The sequence below is a fragment of the Caballeronia glebae genome (assembly GCF_001545035.1).
Classification (GTDB): Bacteria; Pseudomonadota; Gammaproteobacteria; order Burkholderiales; family Burkholderiaceae; genus Caballeronia; species Caballeronia glebae.
The window spans coordinates 19984-36373 of sequence record NZ_FCOJ02000068.1; the positions used below are offsets into that span (position 1 = coordinate 19984).

16 protein-coding genes are annotated in these 16390 nt (G+C 63.7%); 12 read left to right on the plus strand and 4 right to left on the minus strand.

Annotated elements, in window-relative coordinates:
- The first annotated feature begins 24 nt into the window (after window positions 1-24).
- Complete coding sequence (locus tag AWB82_RS31150) at window positions 25-804, plus strand: DeoR/GlpR family DNA-binding transcription regulator (RefSeq protein ID WP_086973152.1); 780 nt, start codon at window positions 25-27, stop codon at window positions 802-804.
- On the plus strand, window positions 801-1064 hold the full coding sequence (locus AWB82_RS38620; RefSeq protein ID WP_086973153.1) for a hypothetical protein: 264 nt from the start codon (window positions 801-803) through the stop codon (window positions 1062-1064). Before AWB82_RS31150 ends, AWB82_RS38620 begins: the two co-directional genes overlap by 4 nt.
- Here AWB82_RS38620 and AWB82_RS31160 read toward each other — a convergent pair.
- Entirely contained in the window at window positions 1006-3516 is a 2511-nt protein-coding gene (locus AWB82_RS31160) for a hybrid sensor histidine kinase/response regulator (RefSeq protein WP_086973154.1), read from the minus strand. The genes AWB82_RS38620 and AWB82_RS31160 overlap by 59 nt on opposite strands.
- A gap of 386 nt (window positions 3517-3902) precedes the next feature.
- Window positions 3903-5240: an aminotransferase-like domain-containing protein gene (locus AWB82_RS31165; RefSeq protein ID WP_086973155.1), complete on the minus strand. Its 1338-nt coding sequence runs from the start codon at window positions 5238-5240 to the stop codon at window positions 3903-3905.
- A gap of 100 nt (window positions 5241-5340) precedes the next feature.
- On the opposite strand from AWB82_RS31165, the gene AWB82_RS31170 reads away from it, so the two are divergent.
- The 10 genes from AWB82_RS31170 to AWB82_RS31215 all read left to right on the plus strand — a co-directional run bounded on the left by AWB82_RS31170 (window position 5341) and on the right by AWB82_RS31215 (window position 15410).
- Window positions 5341-5955, plus strand: coding sequence for a DJ-1/PfpI family protein (locus AWB82_RS31170; RefSeq protein WP_086973164.1), 615 nt, complete (start codon window positions 5341-5343; stop codon window positions 5953-5955).
- Between the two features lie 198 nt (window positions 5956-6153).
- Window positions 6154-6849 (plus strand): GntR family transcriptional regulator, encoded by a 696-nt coding sequence (locus tag AWB82_RS31175; RefSeq protein ID WP_235023506.1) that lies wholly within the window; start codon window positions 6154-6156, stop codon window positions 6847-6849.
- Between the two features lie 38 nt (window positions 6850-6887).
- On the plus strand, window positions 6888-8153 hold the full coding sequence (gene mtnK, locus AWB82_RS31180; protein WP_086973157.1) for an S-methyl-5-thioribose kinase: 1266 nt from the start codon (window positions 6888-6890) through the stop codon (window positions 8151-8153).
- An 11-nt stretch (window positions 8154-8164) separates the two neighbouring features.
- Complete coding sequence (gene mtnA / locus AWB82_RS31185; protein WP_086973158.1) at window positions 8165-9244, plus strand: S-methyl-5-thioribose-1-phosphate isomerase; 1080 nt, start codon at window positions 8165-8167, stop codon at window positions 9242-9244.
- Complete coding sequence (locus AWB82_RS31190) at window positions 9241-9912, plus strand: class II aldolase/adducin family protein (RefSeq protein ID WP_086973159.1); 672 nt, start codon at window positions 9241-9243, stop codon at window positions 9910-9912. The genes mtnA and AWB82_RS31190 overlap by 4 nt, the downstream gene beginning before the upstream one ends.
- A 74-nt stretch (window positions 9913-9986) precedes the next feature.
- Window positions 9987-11102 carry a sugar ABC transporter substrate-binding protein gene (locus tag AWB82_RS31195; RefSeq protein ID WP_086973160.1) on the plus strand — a complete coding sequence of 372 codons (1116 nt, stop codon included), beginning with the start codon at window positions 9987-9989 and terminating at the stop codon, window positions 11100-11102.
- Between the two features lie 58 nt (window positions 11103-11160).
- Window positions 11161-12696 (plus strand): sugar ABC transporter ATP-binding protein, encoded by a 1536-nt coding sequence (locus AWB82_RS31200; protein WP_086973165.1) that lies wholly within the window; start codon window positions 11161-11163, stop codon window positions 12694-12696.
- The gene (locus tag AWB82_RS31205; protein ID WP_086973161.1) at window positions 12693-13694 is read left to right on the plus strand and encodes an ABC transporter permease; all 1002 of its coding nucleotides are present in this window, start codon (window positions 12693-12695) and stop codon (window positions 13692-13694) included. The genes AWB82_RS31200 and AWB82_RS31205 overlap by 4 nt, the downstream gene beginning before the upstream one ends.
- A 66-nt stretch (window positions 13695-13760) precedes the next feature.
- Window positions 13761-14771 carry a dihydroxyacetone kinase subunit DhaK gene (locus AWB82_RS31210; protein ID WP_086973162.1) on the plus strand — a complete coding sequence of 337 codons (1011 nt, stop codon included), beginning with the start codon at window positions 13761-13763 and terminating at the stop codon, window positions 14769-14771.
- A 12-nt stretch (window positions 14772-14783) separates the two neighbouring features.
- Window positions 14784-15410, plus strand: coding sequence for a DAK2 domain-containing protein (locus AWB82_RS31215; protein WP_086973163.1), 627 nt, complete (start codon window positions 14784-14786; stop codon window positions 15408-15410).
- 34 nt (window positions 15411-15444) lie between these two features.
- Here the strand turns inward: AWB82_RS31215 and AWB82_RS37790 are convergent, their stop codons facing one another.
- Together AWB82_RS37790 and AWB82_RS37410 are read right to left on the minus strand one after the other, a co-directional pair.
- On the minus strand, window positions 15445-15594 hold the full coding sequence (locus AWB82_RS37790; RefSeq protein WP_159462643.1) for a hypothetical protein: 150 nt from the start codon (window positions 15592-15594) through the stop codon (window positions 15445-15447).
- 79 nt (window positions 15595-15673) lie between these two features.
- Complete coding sequence (locus tag AWB82_RS37410) at window positions 15674-16372, minus strand: T6SS immunity protein Tli3 family protein (protein WP_143756934.1); 699 nt, start codon at window positions 16370-16372, stop codon at window positions 15674-15676.
- Window positions 16373-16390 lie beyond the last annotated feature (18 nt).

Genomic DNA, 16390 nt, shown 5'->3' on the forward strand with positions numbered 1-16390 from the left:
CCGCAAGAGAACTCAGGGAACAGGATGAAAGTCGAGAAACGCCGCGAAGCCATGTTGAAGGCCGTGCTCTCCGGCATGAACGATGTCGCCGCGCTGTGCGAGCACTTCGGCATGTCGGAGGCGACGGTGCGGCGCGATCTGCGCGCGCTCGCCGACGAACGGCGCATCGTGCGCACGTATGGCGGCGCGGCGTCGGTCGGGATGCACGAGCCGGAAGAATCGCTCGATACGCGGCGCGAAAGTTTTCGCGAGCAAAAGGAAGCGATCGCGCGCGCGGCGGCGCGTCACGTGCACGACGGCGACACGATCTTTCTCGACGGCGGCACGACCACGACTGCGCTCGCGCGCTGCCTGGCCGGGCGCACGGAGATTCACGTCGTGACGAACAATCTGCTGGCGGTGAACCTGCTCGCGGCGGCGGACGTGCGCGTGACGCTGATCGGCGGCGACGTGCGGCCGTCGAGCATGAGCACGCTCGGGGCGCTCGCGCAGGTGGCGCTCACGCGCGTCACCTTCGACAAGGCGTTTCTCGGCGCGGACGGCGTCGTCGCGGGTCGCGGGCTGTGCGAGGCGACGGCGGAGCAGGCGTTTCTAAAGGAGTGCATCGCGGGCCAGGCGGCGAGCGTGTTCGTGCTGGTCACGTCGAACAAGCTGGAGCGCGCGAGCCAGCAGCACTGGACGCCGCTGGAACGCAACTGGACGCTCGTCACCGATGCATTGGCCGAAGCGCCGGCGCTCGCGCGCTTCGAGGAGCGGGAGAACGTGACGGTGGAATGCGCCGAGGTCAGGTCGAAAGAATCGTGACCGGCGCGACGGCCAAAGTGATCGCGAGAGCCGTTCCGGTGATGCGTGTCGACGAACTTCTCGAAGACAGCGACTTCCTGGCCGACGTGCTCGGCGCCGCGCGCGACGCGAGCGGCGCATTCTGGCCCATGCTGAAGCTGCCTTACCGCCTGACGAAAACGCCCGCGCGCGTGCGCGCGGTGCCAGGCGCGCCGCAACCGGTCAGACGCGCCGCGCCAGCGCCAGCACGCGCTCCAGCTCCGGAAGATCGACCGGCTTGACGAGGTGCGCGTCGAAACCGGCAGCGCGAGTGCGCGCCATGTCCTCGTCGGAGCCGAGGCCCGTCATTGCCGCGACGATCACGTGTTTGCCACCGGGTTGGTCCGCATCCTGGCGCAAGCGGCGGATCACGTCGAAGCCGGTCATGCCGGGCATCGACAAATCGAGCAACACGACCTGCGGCCGCACCGCTTCGAACGATTCGAGCGCGCGCGGCCCGTCGTAGGCGGCGCGCGCGCGATGACCGAGCATGTCGACGAGCAGCGTCATGCTGTCGGCGGAATCGCGGTTGTCGTCGACGACCAGCACATCGAGCTGACGGCCCGGCGCGGCGGCAGGCGTCCCGCTCGCCGGCGCGCCGCGCGCGGGCGGTTCGGCAAGCGGCAGCCACAGCGAAAACGCGCTGCCTTGTCCCGCGCCGCCGCTTTTCGCCTCGACGTGACCGCCGTGCAGCTCCGCGATGGCGCGAACGAGCGTGAGGCCGATGCCGAGTCCGCCTTCGTCGGCATGCGCGCCCGGCGGATGTTCCTGCACGAACAGATCGAACACCGTGCCGAGCGCCTCGGGAGAAATGCCGCGGCCTTCGTCGCTCACGCGCAACATCGCCGTGCCGCCGCGCGGGCCGACTGCGAGCGTGACCGTCGAGCCGTGCGGGCTGAACTTCGACGCGTTGTTGAGCAGGTTGTTGAGCGCTTGCACGAGCCGCGTCGGATCGCCGTTCACGAAAAGCGGCTGGCCGCTGTCCTGCACGTCGATGCGTTGCCCGCGCTCGTCGAACGAAGGCTGGCTCGCCTCGACGCTCAAGTGCACGACATCCGCGATATCGACGATGCCGGTCGTCAGACGAATCTTGCCCGAGCTGACGCGCCCGGCTTCGAGCAGATCGTCCACCAGCTTGGTCAGATGCGCGAGCTGGCGATCGACGATCTGGCGGCTGCGGATGACGTCGGCGTCGTCGGACGATTTCAGCTTGAGAATGCTCACCGCGTTGCGGATCGGCGCGAGCGGATTGCGCAATTCGTGGCCGAGCAGCGCGAGAAACTCGTTCATGCGCCGGCTCGACGCCTCCAGTTCTTCGAGACGCCGCCGCGCGGTCATGTCGCGCGTTATCTTGACGAAGCCCAGTTCGCCGTCGCGATTGCTGGGCAGCGCGCTCAGCATGACGTGCGCCCAGAACTCGGAGCCGTCCTTGCGCACGTGCCAGTCCTCGTGCTCGACGCGGCCACGCTTCGCGGCGAGCGCGAGATCGTCGGTGGGACGGTCGCGGCCGTGCTGGTCGGAGGTATAGAAAAGCGCGAAATGCCGCCCGATCGCCTCGGCCGCCGTAAAGCCGTAGATGGCGCGCGCGCCTTCGTTCCAGGAGCGCACATAGCCGTTCTGGTCGAGCATGCAGATTGCGTAATCGCTCACCGAATCGATGAGCAGGCGCAGCCGCTCGTTCGCCTCGTTCGCGACATGCCGGTCGGTGACGTCGTGTACGAAGCACGCGAACTGGCGCTGGCCCTCGTACCAGACTTCGCTGATCGTTAGCTCGGCGGCGAACTCGCTGCCGTCGCGGCGCAGCGCGGGCAGCTCGAAGCGCCGGTTGATCATGCGCGCCTCGCCGGTCGCCAGATAACGCGTCAGCCCCGTGCGATGCGCGTCGCGAAAGCGCTCCGGCACGATGAACGCAGCGAGTTCCTGGCCCGCCACCTCGCGCTGTTTCCAGCCGAAGAGCACGCAGGCGGCTTCGTTCCAGTCGACGACCATGCCGGCTTCGTCCATCGAAACGAACGCGACGTGCGCGTTATCCAGCACGGTCTGACGGCGGCGCATGGCGTCGGCGAGCTTCTTTTCGTACTCGATGCGCAGCGACGACTCGACCGAGAGATCCGCCGCGACGCTGGCGTTCTCCCGCAGAAGCTTGCGATTCTCCTGCGCGATTTCCTCGCGCGCGATGGTTTCCGCGATGCACGCGCAAAACGCGTCGAGAATGCTGATGTCCGACTGACCGAAATGGTCGATTTCGCCGGAAATGAGCTTCAGGACGGCGACCGAGCGGCCTTCGTAGACGACGGGCGCGACGACCATCGACACCGCGCCGACCGCCTCGCACGCGGCGCGGTCGACGCGATGGTCGGTCGCCGAATTGCGGCAGATGAGCGCCTGCTGGCGCGTGATGCAAAGACCCGACAGGCTGCCGGACGTGGGCAGCCGCACGCCGATGTGCGCCGCCGCCGCGCCGCTCGCCGCGCGATAGTGGAGCGCGTCGCCCTCGATCCATTCCACCACGGCGGACGCGACGCCCGCGACTTCTCTTAGCGTATCGGTGACTTTCTGGAGATAAGCGGAAAGCGGGAGCCGCGAATGGGCGAGACTGGCGAATGTGGCGAACCATTGCTGGAAATGCGCCTGACGCGTATGTTCCGCCTCGATTTTATTTTCCGGTGTCGATGCCTCGAACTGAGTCGGCATAGGCCATTTCCAATCGATGGACGCGATGGTGAGTCGCGGAAGTATCGGGGTTTATAAATCGAATAATCGGTTCGATTGGAACACAAATATAACCGCAAACGTTTGCTGTTTTTGCGGAAGTTTGAAACAGCGGTGTGTCCAAGCGCCGGGGATTATGACTGAAGGGGCGCTGCTATTGTCACGCGCGGGTTTATCGAGTGAGTATTAATTCCACGTCTATAGCGTAGTTGCGGTAATTTCGGCTTCCTTTTATAGCGCGCAGCATTTGCGATGCGCGAATCAGCCATCGTGCACACCCCATTTATTTCGCAATCCGGAAAATGTGTTCGGCCGATTCGCTTTATTACAGGATTATTGCGTCGTCGATTCGCGCTTTCTTTTCATGCTCAATACGCATACCTTCCCACTACTTCCGCAACGCGTCCCAGCGCGTTCTCCAATGTCCCGACATCCACCGATCCCAACGCCAGCCGCAACGCATGCGGCACTTGCGTCGTCATACAAAACGGCTCGGCCGTCGACACCGAGATCCGCTCTTCCAGCAGCGCGGCGGCGATGCGATCCGCGCGCACTTCCTCGGGCATCGGCAGCCACACGAAATACGAAGCCGGATGCGCCACGCGCTTCAATCGCCCGAGCGCGCGCGCCGCGATGACCTGCCGCATCGACGCATCCGCGCGCTTCTGGGCTTCGAGTCTTTCGACCGTGCCATCCGCCAGCCAGCCGCACGCGATAGCCGTCATGACGCCCGGCGTATTCCACGTCGTCACTCTGATGGCGCGCTCGATCTTCGGCACCCATTCGGGCGGCGCGACGACATAACCCACACGCAAGCCCGTCGCCACGTTCTTCGAGAATCCGGACACGTACACCGTGAGTTCGGGCGCGCTCGCGGCGAGCGGCGGCGGTGCATCGGCGGCGAGAAAGGCATACGCGGCATCTTCGATGATGAAAAAGCCATGCTTGCGCGCGAGCGATGCCAGTTGCCTGCGTCGCGTCGCCGTCATCACCCAGCCGAGCGGATTGTGCAGCGTCGGCATCGTGTAGAGGGCGCGCACGCGGCGTCGCTTGCACAACGCGTCGAGCGCGTCGGGATCGGGGCCCGCGCCCGACGCCGGCACAGGCGCGAGTTCGATCCGCTGCGCCTCGGCCAGCAACTTGAAGCCGGGATAGGTCAGCGTGTCGACCGCGACCACATCGGCTGGTTTCAGAAGCGCCATGACGGTCGTGGCGAGGCCGTGCTGCGCGCCATCGACGATCATCACGCGATCCGCGCTCACGTCGAGACCGCGGCGCGCCAGATGACGCGCGACCGTTGCCCGGTCGCTCGCGCGTCCGCCATGCGGCTGATAGCGCAACAGCGCTTCCAGATCGCCCGCCGACGACAACTGGCGCAACGCATTGCGCAACAGTTCCGCTTGACCCGGCAGCGCGGGATAGTTGAAATTCAGATCGACCATGTCGGCGGCAATCGCGACCTGATCGATGCCGAGCCCGCGCGCGAGCGTCGTTTCCTTCACGAACGTGCCGCGCCCCGTTTCGCCGCTGACGAGACCCATCGCGTTCAATTCGGCGTACACGCGCGTCGCGGTCACGATGCCGAGCCGCTCGCGCGCGGCCAGTTCGCGATGCGTCGGCAGGCGCGCGCCCGGCTTGAGGCGGCCGGAACGAATGTCGTCGGCGAATCTGTCGACGATCTGCCTGTAACGCGGTTGCTTCGGCATGACTGCACGCTCCGGATGTATCCATGACAATTTTTTGATTGTATTCGTTTCAGGCCGTAGCATGCGCTCATGCAAATCCATGCGCTCGGAGGGAAACATCATGCACATCGCCATTCTTACGTTCGAAGGTTTCAACGAACTCGATTCGCTGATCGCGCTCGGCATTCTCAATCGCGTGAAAAAGCCTGGCTGGAAGGTGTCGATCGCGTGTCCGTCGGATGAAGTGCGTTCGATGAACGGCGTCGTGCTGCGAGCGCAAGCCACGCTCGAAGACGCCGCGCATGCCGATGCCGTGATCGTCGGCAGCGGCATGCTCACGCGCGAAGTCGTCGCCGATGCATCGCTGATGGCGCGTCTGAGACTCGATCCCGCGCGCCAGTTGTTGGCGGCGCAATGCTCGGGCACGCTCATTCTCGCGAAGCTCGGCCTGCTTCGCGACGTGCCCGCCTGCACCGATCTGACGACCAAGCCGTGGGTCGAGGAAGCGGGCGTGCGCACGCTCGATCAGCCGTTCGTCGCGAACGGCAACGTGGCCACGGCGGGCGGGTGCCTCGCATCGCAATATCTCGCGGCGTGGGTGATCGCACGGCTCGAAGGCGTCGAGGCGGCGCGCGGCGCGATTCACTACGTCGCGCCGGTCGGCGAGAAAGAGGCGTATGTCGAGCGCGCGATGAAAAACATCGCGCCGTTTCTGGATGTCGCCGCGCTCGCGTGATCGACGAATAAGCGTGCACTGCAAAGCCCGTCGCGACGCGCGCGGCGGGTGCATTCATGCTGCACGCGCGCAAAGAAAATCACTTGTATAAAGCAGTAAACGCTTCGGGAAAGTCCTTACAGAAACATCAGACGTCTGATGTATATTTCAGGGACTGTCATCCGAGAGAGCCTCATGCGCCTGAGCGTCGATCGATCGATGAGCGACAAGATCCAGGAGTCGCTCCTCACCATGATCCGCGAGCGCAAGCTCAAGCCCGGCGATCAGATTCCCACTGAAATAGAGCTTTGCGAGCTGCTCGGCGTCGGCCGGTCGAGCTTGCGCGAAGCGGTCGCGCAGATGATCTCGCATGGCTTGCTGTCGCGTCAGCAAGGCAAGGGCACCTTCATCAGACAAATTTCGCTGAAGCTGCATGGTGGACTCGATGATCTGATGTCAGTGACCGACATGATTCGCAGCGTCGGCGCGGTGCCGGCGACGAGCCGTATCCGCACAGACACCGTCGCGGCGTCGGAGAGTCTCGCGGAAAAGCTCGCCATCAGGCCCGGCGATCCTTGCGTGAGAATCGAGCGCGTGCGGCGCGCGGACGACGCCATCGCGGCGTATTGCATCGACACGATCCCGCAGCGCGTGTTCGATGCCGCCGAGGGCGAGCTGGGCGAATCGCTCTTCGGCATGTTCGAGCGCACGGGGCGGCGGCTGTCGCATACGCATACGTCGATACAGCCGACCATTCTCACGCCGCGCGATCTGCCGGAACTGGGCGACGGCTTCGGTCTTTTTCTGCTGCTGGACGAAGTGGATTTCGATCAGAGCGGCGAGCCGCTTTGCTATAGCAACGACTACTACAACACGAGCATCTTCAAGTTCGATCTGGTGCGCAAGCGTCGCTGAATACGACGCGCGCGCGGGCAACATCGGAGGAGACACCGATGGAGTTTGAAGCTTTCACCGCGCAGGAACTCGCTGCCTATCTCGGTGGCGTGCCCGACGTGCGCGCGCTGCTGGGCGACCCCGAGGATCTCGAAGTCGCCGAAGTGGGCGACGGCAATCTGAACTACGTGTACTTCGTGACCAATGCGAAGACGCCGCGGCGCAGTGTCGTCGTGAAGCAGGCGCCGCCTTTTCTGCGGCTCGTCGGCAAGGCGTGGCCGCTTTCGTGTCAGCGCATGGAGCATGAAGTCGCCGCGTTGCGGCGCTTCGGTGCGCTGTGTCCGCAACATGTGCCGAAGGTTTATCACGCGGACAGCAAGCGTTTTCTGATGGTGATGCAGCATCTCGCGTCGCATCGCATCCTGCGTCAAGGCCTGATCGATGGCGCGATGTATCCGTGTCTCGCGGATCATCTGTCGAGCTATCTCGCGCATACGCTTTTCTATGGCTCCGATCTCTTCCTCGCGCCCGATATCAAGAAGCAGGCCGCGAGCGCCGCCGTCAATTCGGAGCTATGCAAGATCACCGAGGATCTCGTCTTCACATTTCCGTTCGAGGATCATCCGTCGAACATGTATAGCCCCGCATTGCCGAAGGCGGCGATCGAACGGCTCAGAACGCACGAACCGTTGCGCATCGCCGCGGCCGACATGAAGTGGGCCTTCATGAATCACGCCGAGACCTTGCTGCACGGCGATCTGCATACCGGTTCGATCATGGTGAATGAAAGCGAGACCTTCGTGATCGATCCGGAGTTCGCGTTCTATGGACCGATGGGCTTCGATGTCGGCGCGCTGCTCGCGAATCTGCTGCTCGCGTATTTCTCGCGCGACTGGCATGGCCGTATCGATGGGCGCGATCCCGTCGCGTATCAGGAATGGCTGCTCGAACAGATGACGCGTATCTGGACCGGCTTCAGCGCGCAATTCCTCGAACTGTGGCGCGATCACGAGAGCCGCAGCAAGCGGCGCTTTATCGGTGGAGAAGCGGAGAGCCGCGCGCTCAGCGCGTATCGCGCGCATTTCATGCGGCGTTTGCTCGCGGATACGTTGGGCTTCGCGGGCTGCAAGATGATTCGACGCATCGTGGGCATGGCGAAGGTCGCGGAGATCATGCGCATTCCGGATGCGCAGGCGCGTGCGCGTATCGAGGTGCGTTCTCTGCGTTGCGCGGAAACGTTGCTCGTCGAGCGCGGCACGCTCGGCGATATCGAAGACGTGGCGATGCTCGCGCGCGACATTCAGCGCGACACCGCGACGCTGTGACAGGAGATTTCATGGCGTCGCAGCCCTTGTTCACCACGCTTCCCCCGACGATCGAATGGCGCGACGGCGATCTGCTCCTGCTCGATCAGACGCGCCTGCCGCATGAGATCGTCGTGGAGAATGTCGCCGATGTAAAAGCGGTCTGGCGCGCCATTCGCGAGTTGCGCGTGCGCGGCGCGCCGGCTATCGGCGTGGCGGCGGCCTATGGGCTTTGCATCGCGATGCGTGAATCGACGGCGCTGAGCGTCGCGCAGTATCGCGCCGAACTGGAAGGTCATGCGAACTGGCTCGAAACGGCGCGCCCCACGGCGGTTAACCTGAGCTGGGGCGTGCGGCGCATGCTGCGTCATGCACGCGACACCGATGCGAAAGATGCCGCGACGCTTCACGAAGCGCTCGTCGAGGAAGCGCAGCGGATACACAAGGAAGACCGGACGCTCTGCGAGGGCATTGGCGAGCATGGCATGCCGCTCGTTCGCGAAGGCTGCGGCGTGCTCACGCACTGCAATGCGGGCGCGCTCGCGACGACGGGCATCGGCACGGCCACCGCGCCGATCTATGCGGCGCATCGCGCGGGCATCGCGTTCAAGGTCTACGCCGATGAAACGCGTCCGCTTCTGCAAGGCGCGCGTCTCACCGCATTCGAACTGCAGCAGGCGGGCGTCGATGTCACGCTCATCATGGATAGCGCGGCTGCATCGATCATGTCGCAAGGGCTCGTCGATCTCGTGATCGTCGGGACGGACCGTGTCGCCGCGAACGGAGATTTCGCCAACAAGATCGGCACGCTCGGCCTCGCCATCGCCGCGAATTACTACGGCATTCCGTTCTATGTCGCGTGCCCTTCATCGACGCTCGATCTGCAAACCGCGAGCGGATCGCGCATCGAAATCGAAGAGCGCGATGCGCACGAGGTGACGCATCTCGCCGGACGACGCATCGCACCCGATGCGATGCAAGCGCGCAATCCAGCGTTCGACGTGACGCCGCATGCGCTCGTGAGCGGCTTCATCACGGAACGCGGCATCGTGCGCGCGCCGTTCGAACGATCGCTGCGAACGCTGTTCGCCGCAGAGGGAAACGCCGCATGATCGCGGCCGATGAAAGCGCGCTGCGCCGCGCGATTGTCGAGACAGCGCTCGACATAGAGCGGCTCGGCATCAATCAGGGTACGTCGGGCAACGTGAGCGCGCGGTATCGCGAAGGCTTTCTGATCACGCCGAGCGGCGTGCCCGCGCGCGAACTCGACGAGCGGCAGATCGTGTGGCTGCCGCTCGATGTCGCCGACGACGCGGACATTCTGCGCGTAGAACGGCCTTCATCGGAATGGCGCATTCATCGGGACATTCTGCGCGCGCGTGGCGAAATTCACGCGGTCGTACATACGCATTCGATCGCCGCGACCGCGCTCGCCATTCACGGCCGCGACATTCCCGCGCTGCATTACATGGTCGCGGCGGCGGGCGGCAAGTCGATACGTTGCGCGCCGTATGCGGTCTTCGGTAGCCAGGCCTTGTCCGATCATGCGCTCGCAGCGCTCGACGCGCGTCGCGCGTGTCTGCTCGCGCATCATGGCGTGATCGCGCTCGGCGTGGATCTCGCACGCGCCGTGTGGCTTGCGCATGAGGTCGAGGTGCTTGCGAAGCAATACTTGCTGGCGTTGCAGATCGGCGCACCGCCTTTGCTTTCCGACGAGCAGATGGATGAAGTGCTGGAGAAGTTCAAGTCTTACGGCAAGCGCAACACGGGGGATCGCTGATACGCGCGTGACGAGAAGCGAGGCCTCATCGCAACGAAGAAATGCATTGAACAACTCGTACAACGGAGACAGCCATGGCATGGAGTTCGGCAAGGTTCGACAGTTGGGCAACGTTCGGCAAATCCACGGGCGCGGTATTGCTATGCACGGCCGCCGCGTTGAGCGGCTGCTCGAAAAGCGACAACTCGTCGTCGACGAGCAGCACCAACGCGGCGTCGAGCGCGAGCGCGGCGGCCAGCGCGCCGGCGAGTGCGCCGGCCACAAGCGCCGCGGGCGGCAAGACCAAGGTCGGCTTCTCGATCGCGACCTTGAACAACGCGTTCTTCGTCGGTCTGAAGGCGGGTGTCGAGCGCGGCTCGAAGGATCAGGGCTTCGAACTCGTGCAGACCAACGCGAACGGCGACGCGCAGCAGCAGGTCAACGATGCGATCAATCTGTTGAGCCAGGGCGTCACGGCGCTCGTGCTCAATCCGATCGATTCGAAGGCCATCATTCCGGCCGTCGAAAAAGCCAACTCGATGAACATTCCCGTCTTCACGCTCGATCGCGGATCGGATGGCGGCAAGGTCACGTCGTTCGTCGCGTCCGATAACGTGGCGCTCGGGCAGACGGGGGCGAAGTGGATCGCCGAGCAACTGAAGAAGCGCTACGGCGAAGAGAAGGGCAACGTGGTCGATCTGATCGGTCTCGTGGGCACGACCGCCGCGACGGACCGCGAAAAGGGCTTCAGCGAAGAGATCGCGAAGTACCCGAACATCAAGGTCGTCGCGCGTCAGGAAGGCGCCTTCGATCAGGAGAAGTCGCTCAACGCGATGACGAGCATCCTGCAGAAATATCCGCAAATCGATGCGGTGTTCGGCGCGAACGACGACAACACCGTGGGTGCGGAAAAGGCCATCGACAACGCGGGCCGCTACAAGCCGCTCGGCGACAAGGAGCATATTCTCGTGATCGGCGCCGACGGCACCGCGCAGGCGCTCTCCGCGATCCGCGCGGGCAAGCAGGACGCGACGATCTCGCAGAACCCGATCCAGATGGCGGCGAAGTCGCTGCAGTTCATCGCGGATTACAACGCGAAGAAGGACGTGCCCGCGAACTACGCATGGCCGACGATGCTCATCGACAAATCGAACATCGATTCGGCCGAAGTGAAGAAGTACGGTCTGTGGTCCGAGGAAGTGAAGCAGTAAGGGCAACCGGCGGCCGCGTGGTTCGAGCGCCACGCGGCCCGCACACGGAATGCACGACATGACAGTGGAAACCGAAGCACGGGCGCGCCCGGCGGCGAATGCCGCAAGGCCGTTGTTGCGCATGCAAGGCATCGTCAAGAGCTTTCCCGGCGTGAAGGCGCTGCGCGGCGTGAGCCTCGAATTGCATGCGCGTCACGTGATGGCGATCGTCGGCGAGAACGGCGCGGGCAAGTCGTCGCTCGTGAAGGTGCTGTCGGGTGCGTATGAACCCGACGAAGGCACGATCGAAATCGACGGCGTGCCGCTCGCGCGCGGCACCCACGCGGCCATCGATGCGGGCGTGGCCGTCATCTATCAGGAGCTTTCGCTGATCAACGACATGACGGTCGCGGAGAACCTGTTTCTCGGCCGCATGCCCGCGCGCAAGGGCTTCGTGATGATGCGCGAGGCCAACACGATGGCGCGCGGAGCGCTCGCGCGCGTCGGCCTCGATAACGTGCCGCCGTGGATGCGTCTCGGCGATCTGCCGTTGAACAAGCGACAACTCGTCGAAGTGGCGAAGGCGATCGCGCGCGACGCGCGCATTCTCGTGATGGACGAGCCGACCGCCGCGCTGCAAAGCCATGACATCGCGAATCTGTATGCCGTGGTGCGCCGGCTGCGCGCGGAAGGCATGGGCATCATCTTCATCTCGCATCATCTGGAAGAAGTGTTCGAGCTTGCGGATTCCGCTGTCGTGATGCGCGATGGCGCGACCGTCGGCGCGCGCCCGATGCCGGAATGGACCGAAGCCGATCTCGTGCAGGCGATGGTCGCGCGCAATCTCGAATCGTTCTATCCGTGGGAGGCGCGCGAGTATGGTCCGGTCGTGCTCGAAGTGCGCGATCTCGCGAGTGCGCCGCTGTTGCGCAACGCGAGCTTCACGGTGCGCGCGGGCGAGATCGTCGGCATTGCGGGCATCGCGGGCGCGGGGCGCACGGAGTTGCTGAAGACGATCTTCGGCGCGTTGCCCGCGACGAACGGCGAGATTTTCGTGAAGGGCAAGAAGGTCGCCAATCATTCGCCGACGCAAGGCGTGCGTCATGGGCTTGTCTATACGTCGGAGGATCGCAAGCTCGAAGGGCTCGTGCTTGAAGCGAACATCGAGGAGAACGTCGCGCTGTCGAGTCTGAAGGCGCTGGCGAGCGGCGGCTTCGTGAGCCGCGCGAAAAAGCGCAAGCTCGCGCAAGATGCGAGCGCGCGTTTCGGCGTGCGAGCGTCGTCGGTGTTGCAGATCACGGGCACGCTGTCGGGCGGCAATCAGCAAAAGGTGATTCTCGGCCGCGCGACGGCGACGAGCCCTGTCGTCATCATGCTCGACGAACCGACGCGCGGCATCGACGTGGGCGCGAAGTCCGAGATTTACGCGCACATGGTGACGATGGCGCGCGCGGGCGCGGCGGTCGTCATGGTGAGTTCGGAGCTGCCGGAGTTGCTGGGCATGTCGGATCGGGTGCTCGCGATGTATCGCGGCAGCATCGTGACCGAGATCGCGCGCGATCAGGCGGATTCGGAGACGGTCATTCAGTGGGCAACGACAGGAGCAGGCGCATGACCTCCACGGCAGCCGATCGTTCGGATACGGAGGCGCTCTCGCGCCGGGTGATCCGTCAGTTGAGGAGCGGCATCGGGCCTTTGTTCGCGGCGCTCGTCATCATCTGTATTGGGTTGTCGATTGCTTCGCCCGAGTTTCTTACGACGAGCACGCTCACGAACATCATGGTGCAGGTGTCCGTGGTGGGCATAGCGGCGGTGGGCGGCACGTTCGTGATCATCACGGCCGGCATCGATCTGTCCGTCGGCTCGCTGGTTGCGTTGAGCGGCATGGTCGCGGCGACCGTCATGGCGGGGTCGAGTCCGGGCGCGGTCGGACTGGGCGTCGCGGGGCTATGCGTCGCGCTCGCGGTGGGCGCATTCGCGGGCGCGCTCAACGGGTTCGTGGTGTCGTGGTTACGGCTCGTGCCCTTCATCGTCACGCTCGCCGCGATGGCGATGGCGCGCGGCCTCACGCTCGCCATTTCCGATGGCCGCACCAAGTTCGATTTTCCCAACGCGTTCACGATGTTCGGCGCGAAGACCGTCGCGGGCTTGCCAATGCCGATGGTCGTGATGCTGCTCGTGTTCGTGATCGGCCATGTGTTGTTGCGCAAGACGACGTTCGGGCATCAGGTGTTTGCCGTCGGCGGGAATCAGGAGGCGGCGCGGCTCGCCGGGATTCCGGTTCGGCGCGTCGTGTTCTTTACTTACATGCTCGCGGGTCTGACGGCGGCGATTGCGGGCATCGTGCTCGCGGGGCGGTTGAATTCCGCGTTGCCTTCGGCGGCCAATGGGCTGGAGTTGCAGGTTATCGCGGCTATCGTGATCGGCGGGACTTCGCTCGCGGGCGGACGTGGGTCGATCGTCGGGACGTTCATCGGCGTGGTGTTGATCGGTGTGATCAATGTCGGGCTTTCACTTCTCGGCGTGAATCCGTTCTGGACACAGTTCATTCAGGGCGGCGTTATTTTTGCTGCGGTTTTACTCGATGCATTGAGTCAGCGGCGGAAGGTTTGACGCGTGCTGCTGGTTTTCACGTAAGCGCAGGCGAACCGGATCGCCGCAATAAAGGAGACGCAAGAGATGAAAAAGATCATTAACCACCCCGATTCCTTCGTCGATGAAATCATCGAATCCCTTCTGCTGGCCCATCCGAAATGGATCAGATCGGCGACCGAGGACAAGCGCGCACTCGTGCGCGCCGACGCCCCAAAGTCAGGCCGCGTAGGCATTATCACCGGCGGCGGTTCGGGCCACATGCCCGGCTTTCTCGGTTATGTGGGCGAGGGCTTGTGCGGTGGCGTCGCGGTAGGCAACGTGTTCTCGTCGCCATCGTCGGAACAGATTTTCGAGGCGACCAAGGCGGTAGATGGCGGCGCGGGCGTGCTCTATGTCTACGGCAACTACGGCGGCGACGTGCTCAACTTCGACCTCGCCGCAGACCTGGCGGAAGCCGAGGGTATCGATGTAAAAACCGTCGTGCTGACCGATGACGTCGCCTCCGCACCGAAAGAGCGCGCGGACGACCGGCGCGGCGTCGCCGGCATGGTATTCGCGTTCAAATGCGCGGGCGCGGCGGCCGAACGCGGCGATTCGCTCGACGACGTCGCACGCATCTGCGCCAAGGCCAACGCGAACTGCCGCACGATGGGCGTCGGCCTTTCACCAACCATCCTGCCCGCCGCGGGCAAACCCACGTTCACGCTGCCCGAAGGCGAGATGGAAATCGGCATCGGCATACACGGCGAGCCGGGCACGCATCGCGGCAAGCTCGAAACCGCCGATGCGATCGCCGAGCGTCTCACGAAGCAGATCGTCGGCGATCTCGCCGCGCCGAAAGGCTCGCGCGTCGCGCTGCTCGTCAACGGTCTGGGCGCGACGCCGCTCGAAGAGCTGTATCTGCTGTATCGGCGTTCGGCGAAGCTCATCGCCGACGAAGGGCTGAAGATCGCGCGTTCGTATGTCGGCGAATATGTGACGAGTCTGGAGATGGCCGGCGCATCGATCACGGTCATGCTGCTCGACGACGAACTCGAAGCGCTGCTCGAAGCGCCCGCGCGCTCGCCGTTCTTCCGCGACGGCACCGAATCCTGAAGGGAGCGTGCGATGAGTGTGACGAGCAAGGAACTGCGGGACATCCTCACGCGCGCGCTGAGCGCGCTTCCCGCACATGCCGACGAACTGCGCGACCTCGACGCGGCGCTCGGCGATGGCGATCTTGGCATCACGGTGCAGTCGGGTTCGTTGGCCGTCGTGAAGGCGCTGGGCGCGCTGCCGGAAGAGGCGACATTGAACGAAGTCATGCTGGCCGCCGCCAAGGCATTTTCGACGGCGAATCCGTCGACGTTTGCAGCGCTCGTCGGCGGCGGATTGCTCGCGGCGGCGAAGGCGGTGAACGGCAAGGACGCCATTGGCCGCGACGAGGTGCTCGGGATCGGTCAGGCGGTGTCGGCGCGCATCATCGAACGCGGCAAGAGTCAGGTCGGCGACAAGACCGTGCTCGATGCACTCGTGCCGAGTCTCGACGTGCTGGCCGCATCGCAAGGCAGCGCGATTGACACGCTCGACGCGATGATCGCCAAAGCGCGCGAACAGGTCAGCGCGACCGCCCCGATGCAGTCGAAGAAGGGCCGCGCCGCGTGGGTGCAGGAGCGCAGCATCGGGCACGCGGACCCGGGCGCGACCGCTTATGTCAGGTTTCTCGAAGCGCTGAGAAATGCGCTGGCGACATGAATGTCGCCTTGCTCGCGCGGGCAAGGGCGAACGCTCAATCGAGCGTGATCCCGTCGAAGCGATGCCCACCGAGTGGGCTGATCAGATAGCCGTGCACGCGTTTGGATATCGGCTGGAAGCTGGATAGCTTTTGCTCACGCACGGCGGCATCGGGCGTGATCGAGAAGACGAGCGTGTCAATCATTGACGGCCAGTGCTCAGGGCACGAAACGACATCGTTCAGAAAAGTGAGCTCTCGTCCGTCAGGATCTTTGTAGCTGCGCTCAATTCAGAGGCGCGTCGGGGTTGCTTGGACGAATCGATGCGTCACACGATAAGCGCTCCTGACCTGAAGGAGAGTGGAGGTTATCGGGCATTAGCTTTCGCTTCGCTGCCCATGCACCCTCATTTAAAAAACCAGGCGGATATGGCTTGTTCAGGTCGACTGCCGGATTTAGAGGATATTTGTCGACCATCGTGTCTATGGCTGATCGACGAGCGACGTATATAGAATCGCTTGTCGCCACGATCGTCATGTCTCTGGAATCGCTATACGGATCAAAGCTGAGCATGTACTTCGTTCCGCGAAACGTTTTTCCACTGTCCGTCGAGTAAATCATGGAGACAGTGCATCCACGATCACTACATGCAAAATTCGGCGGCGCCGATGAAGGGATAACGACGTTGCGTTCGGATGAGTCCGCAATGATAAGTGTTCCTTGATAGTTCTCGATTCCTCCGCGTCCGAGATACGTCCGAATAGATGTCTTGCTATCGTTGTAGTAAGTGTCGCCGTGGCTGCAATCGCGATAGTGCTCCAGCGTTATAAATCGGTAATCGTCGATTCGGTAGATCACTTGCGGGGGCACGTCGTACGGCAGCACCTTTGCGTCTTCAAAGTCGGCATAGGTGAATTGATGCGGCCCGCTTGCGCACGCGGCGAGCGTGGTCAGAAATGCGGTGCAAAATATGAATTTACTCATGCTTCAGTGTCGTCTGCA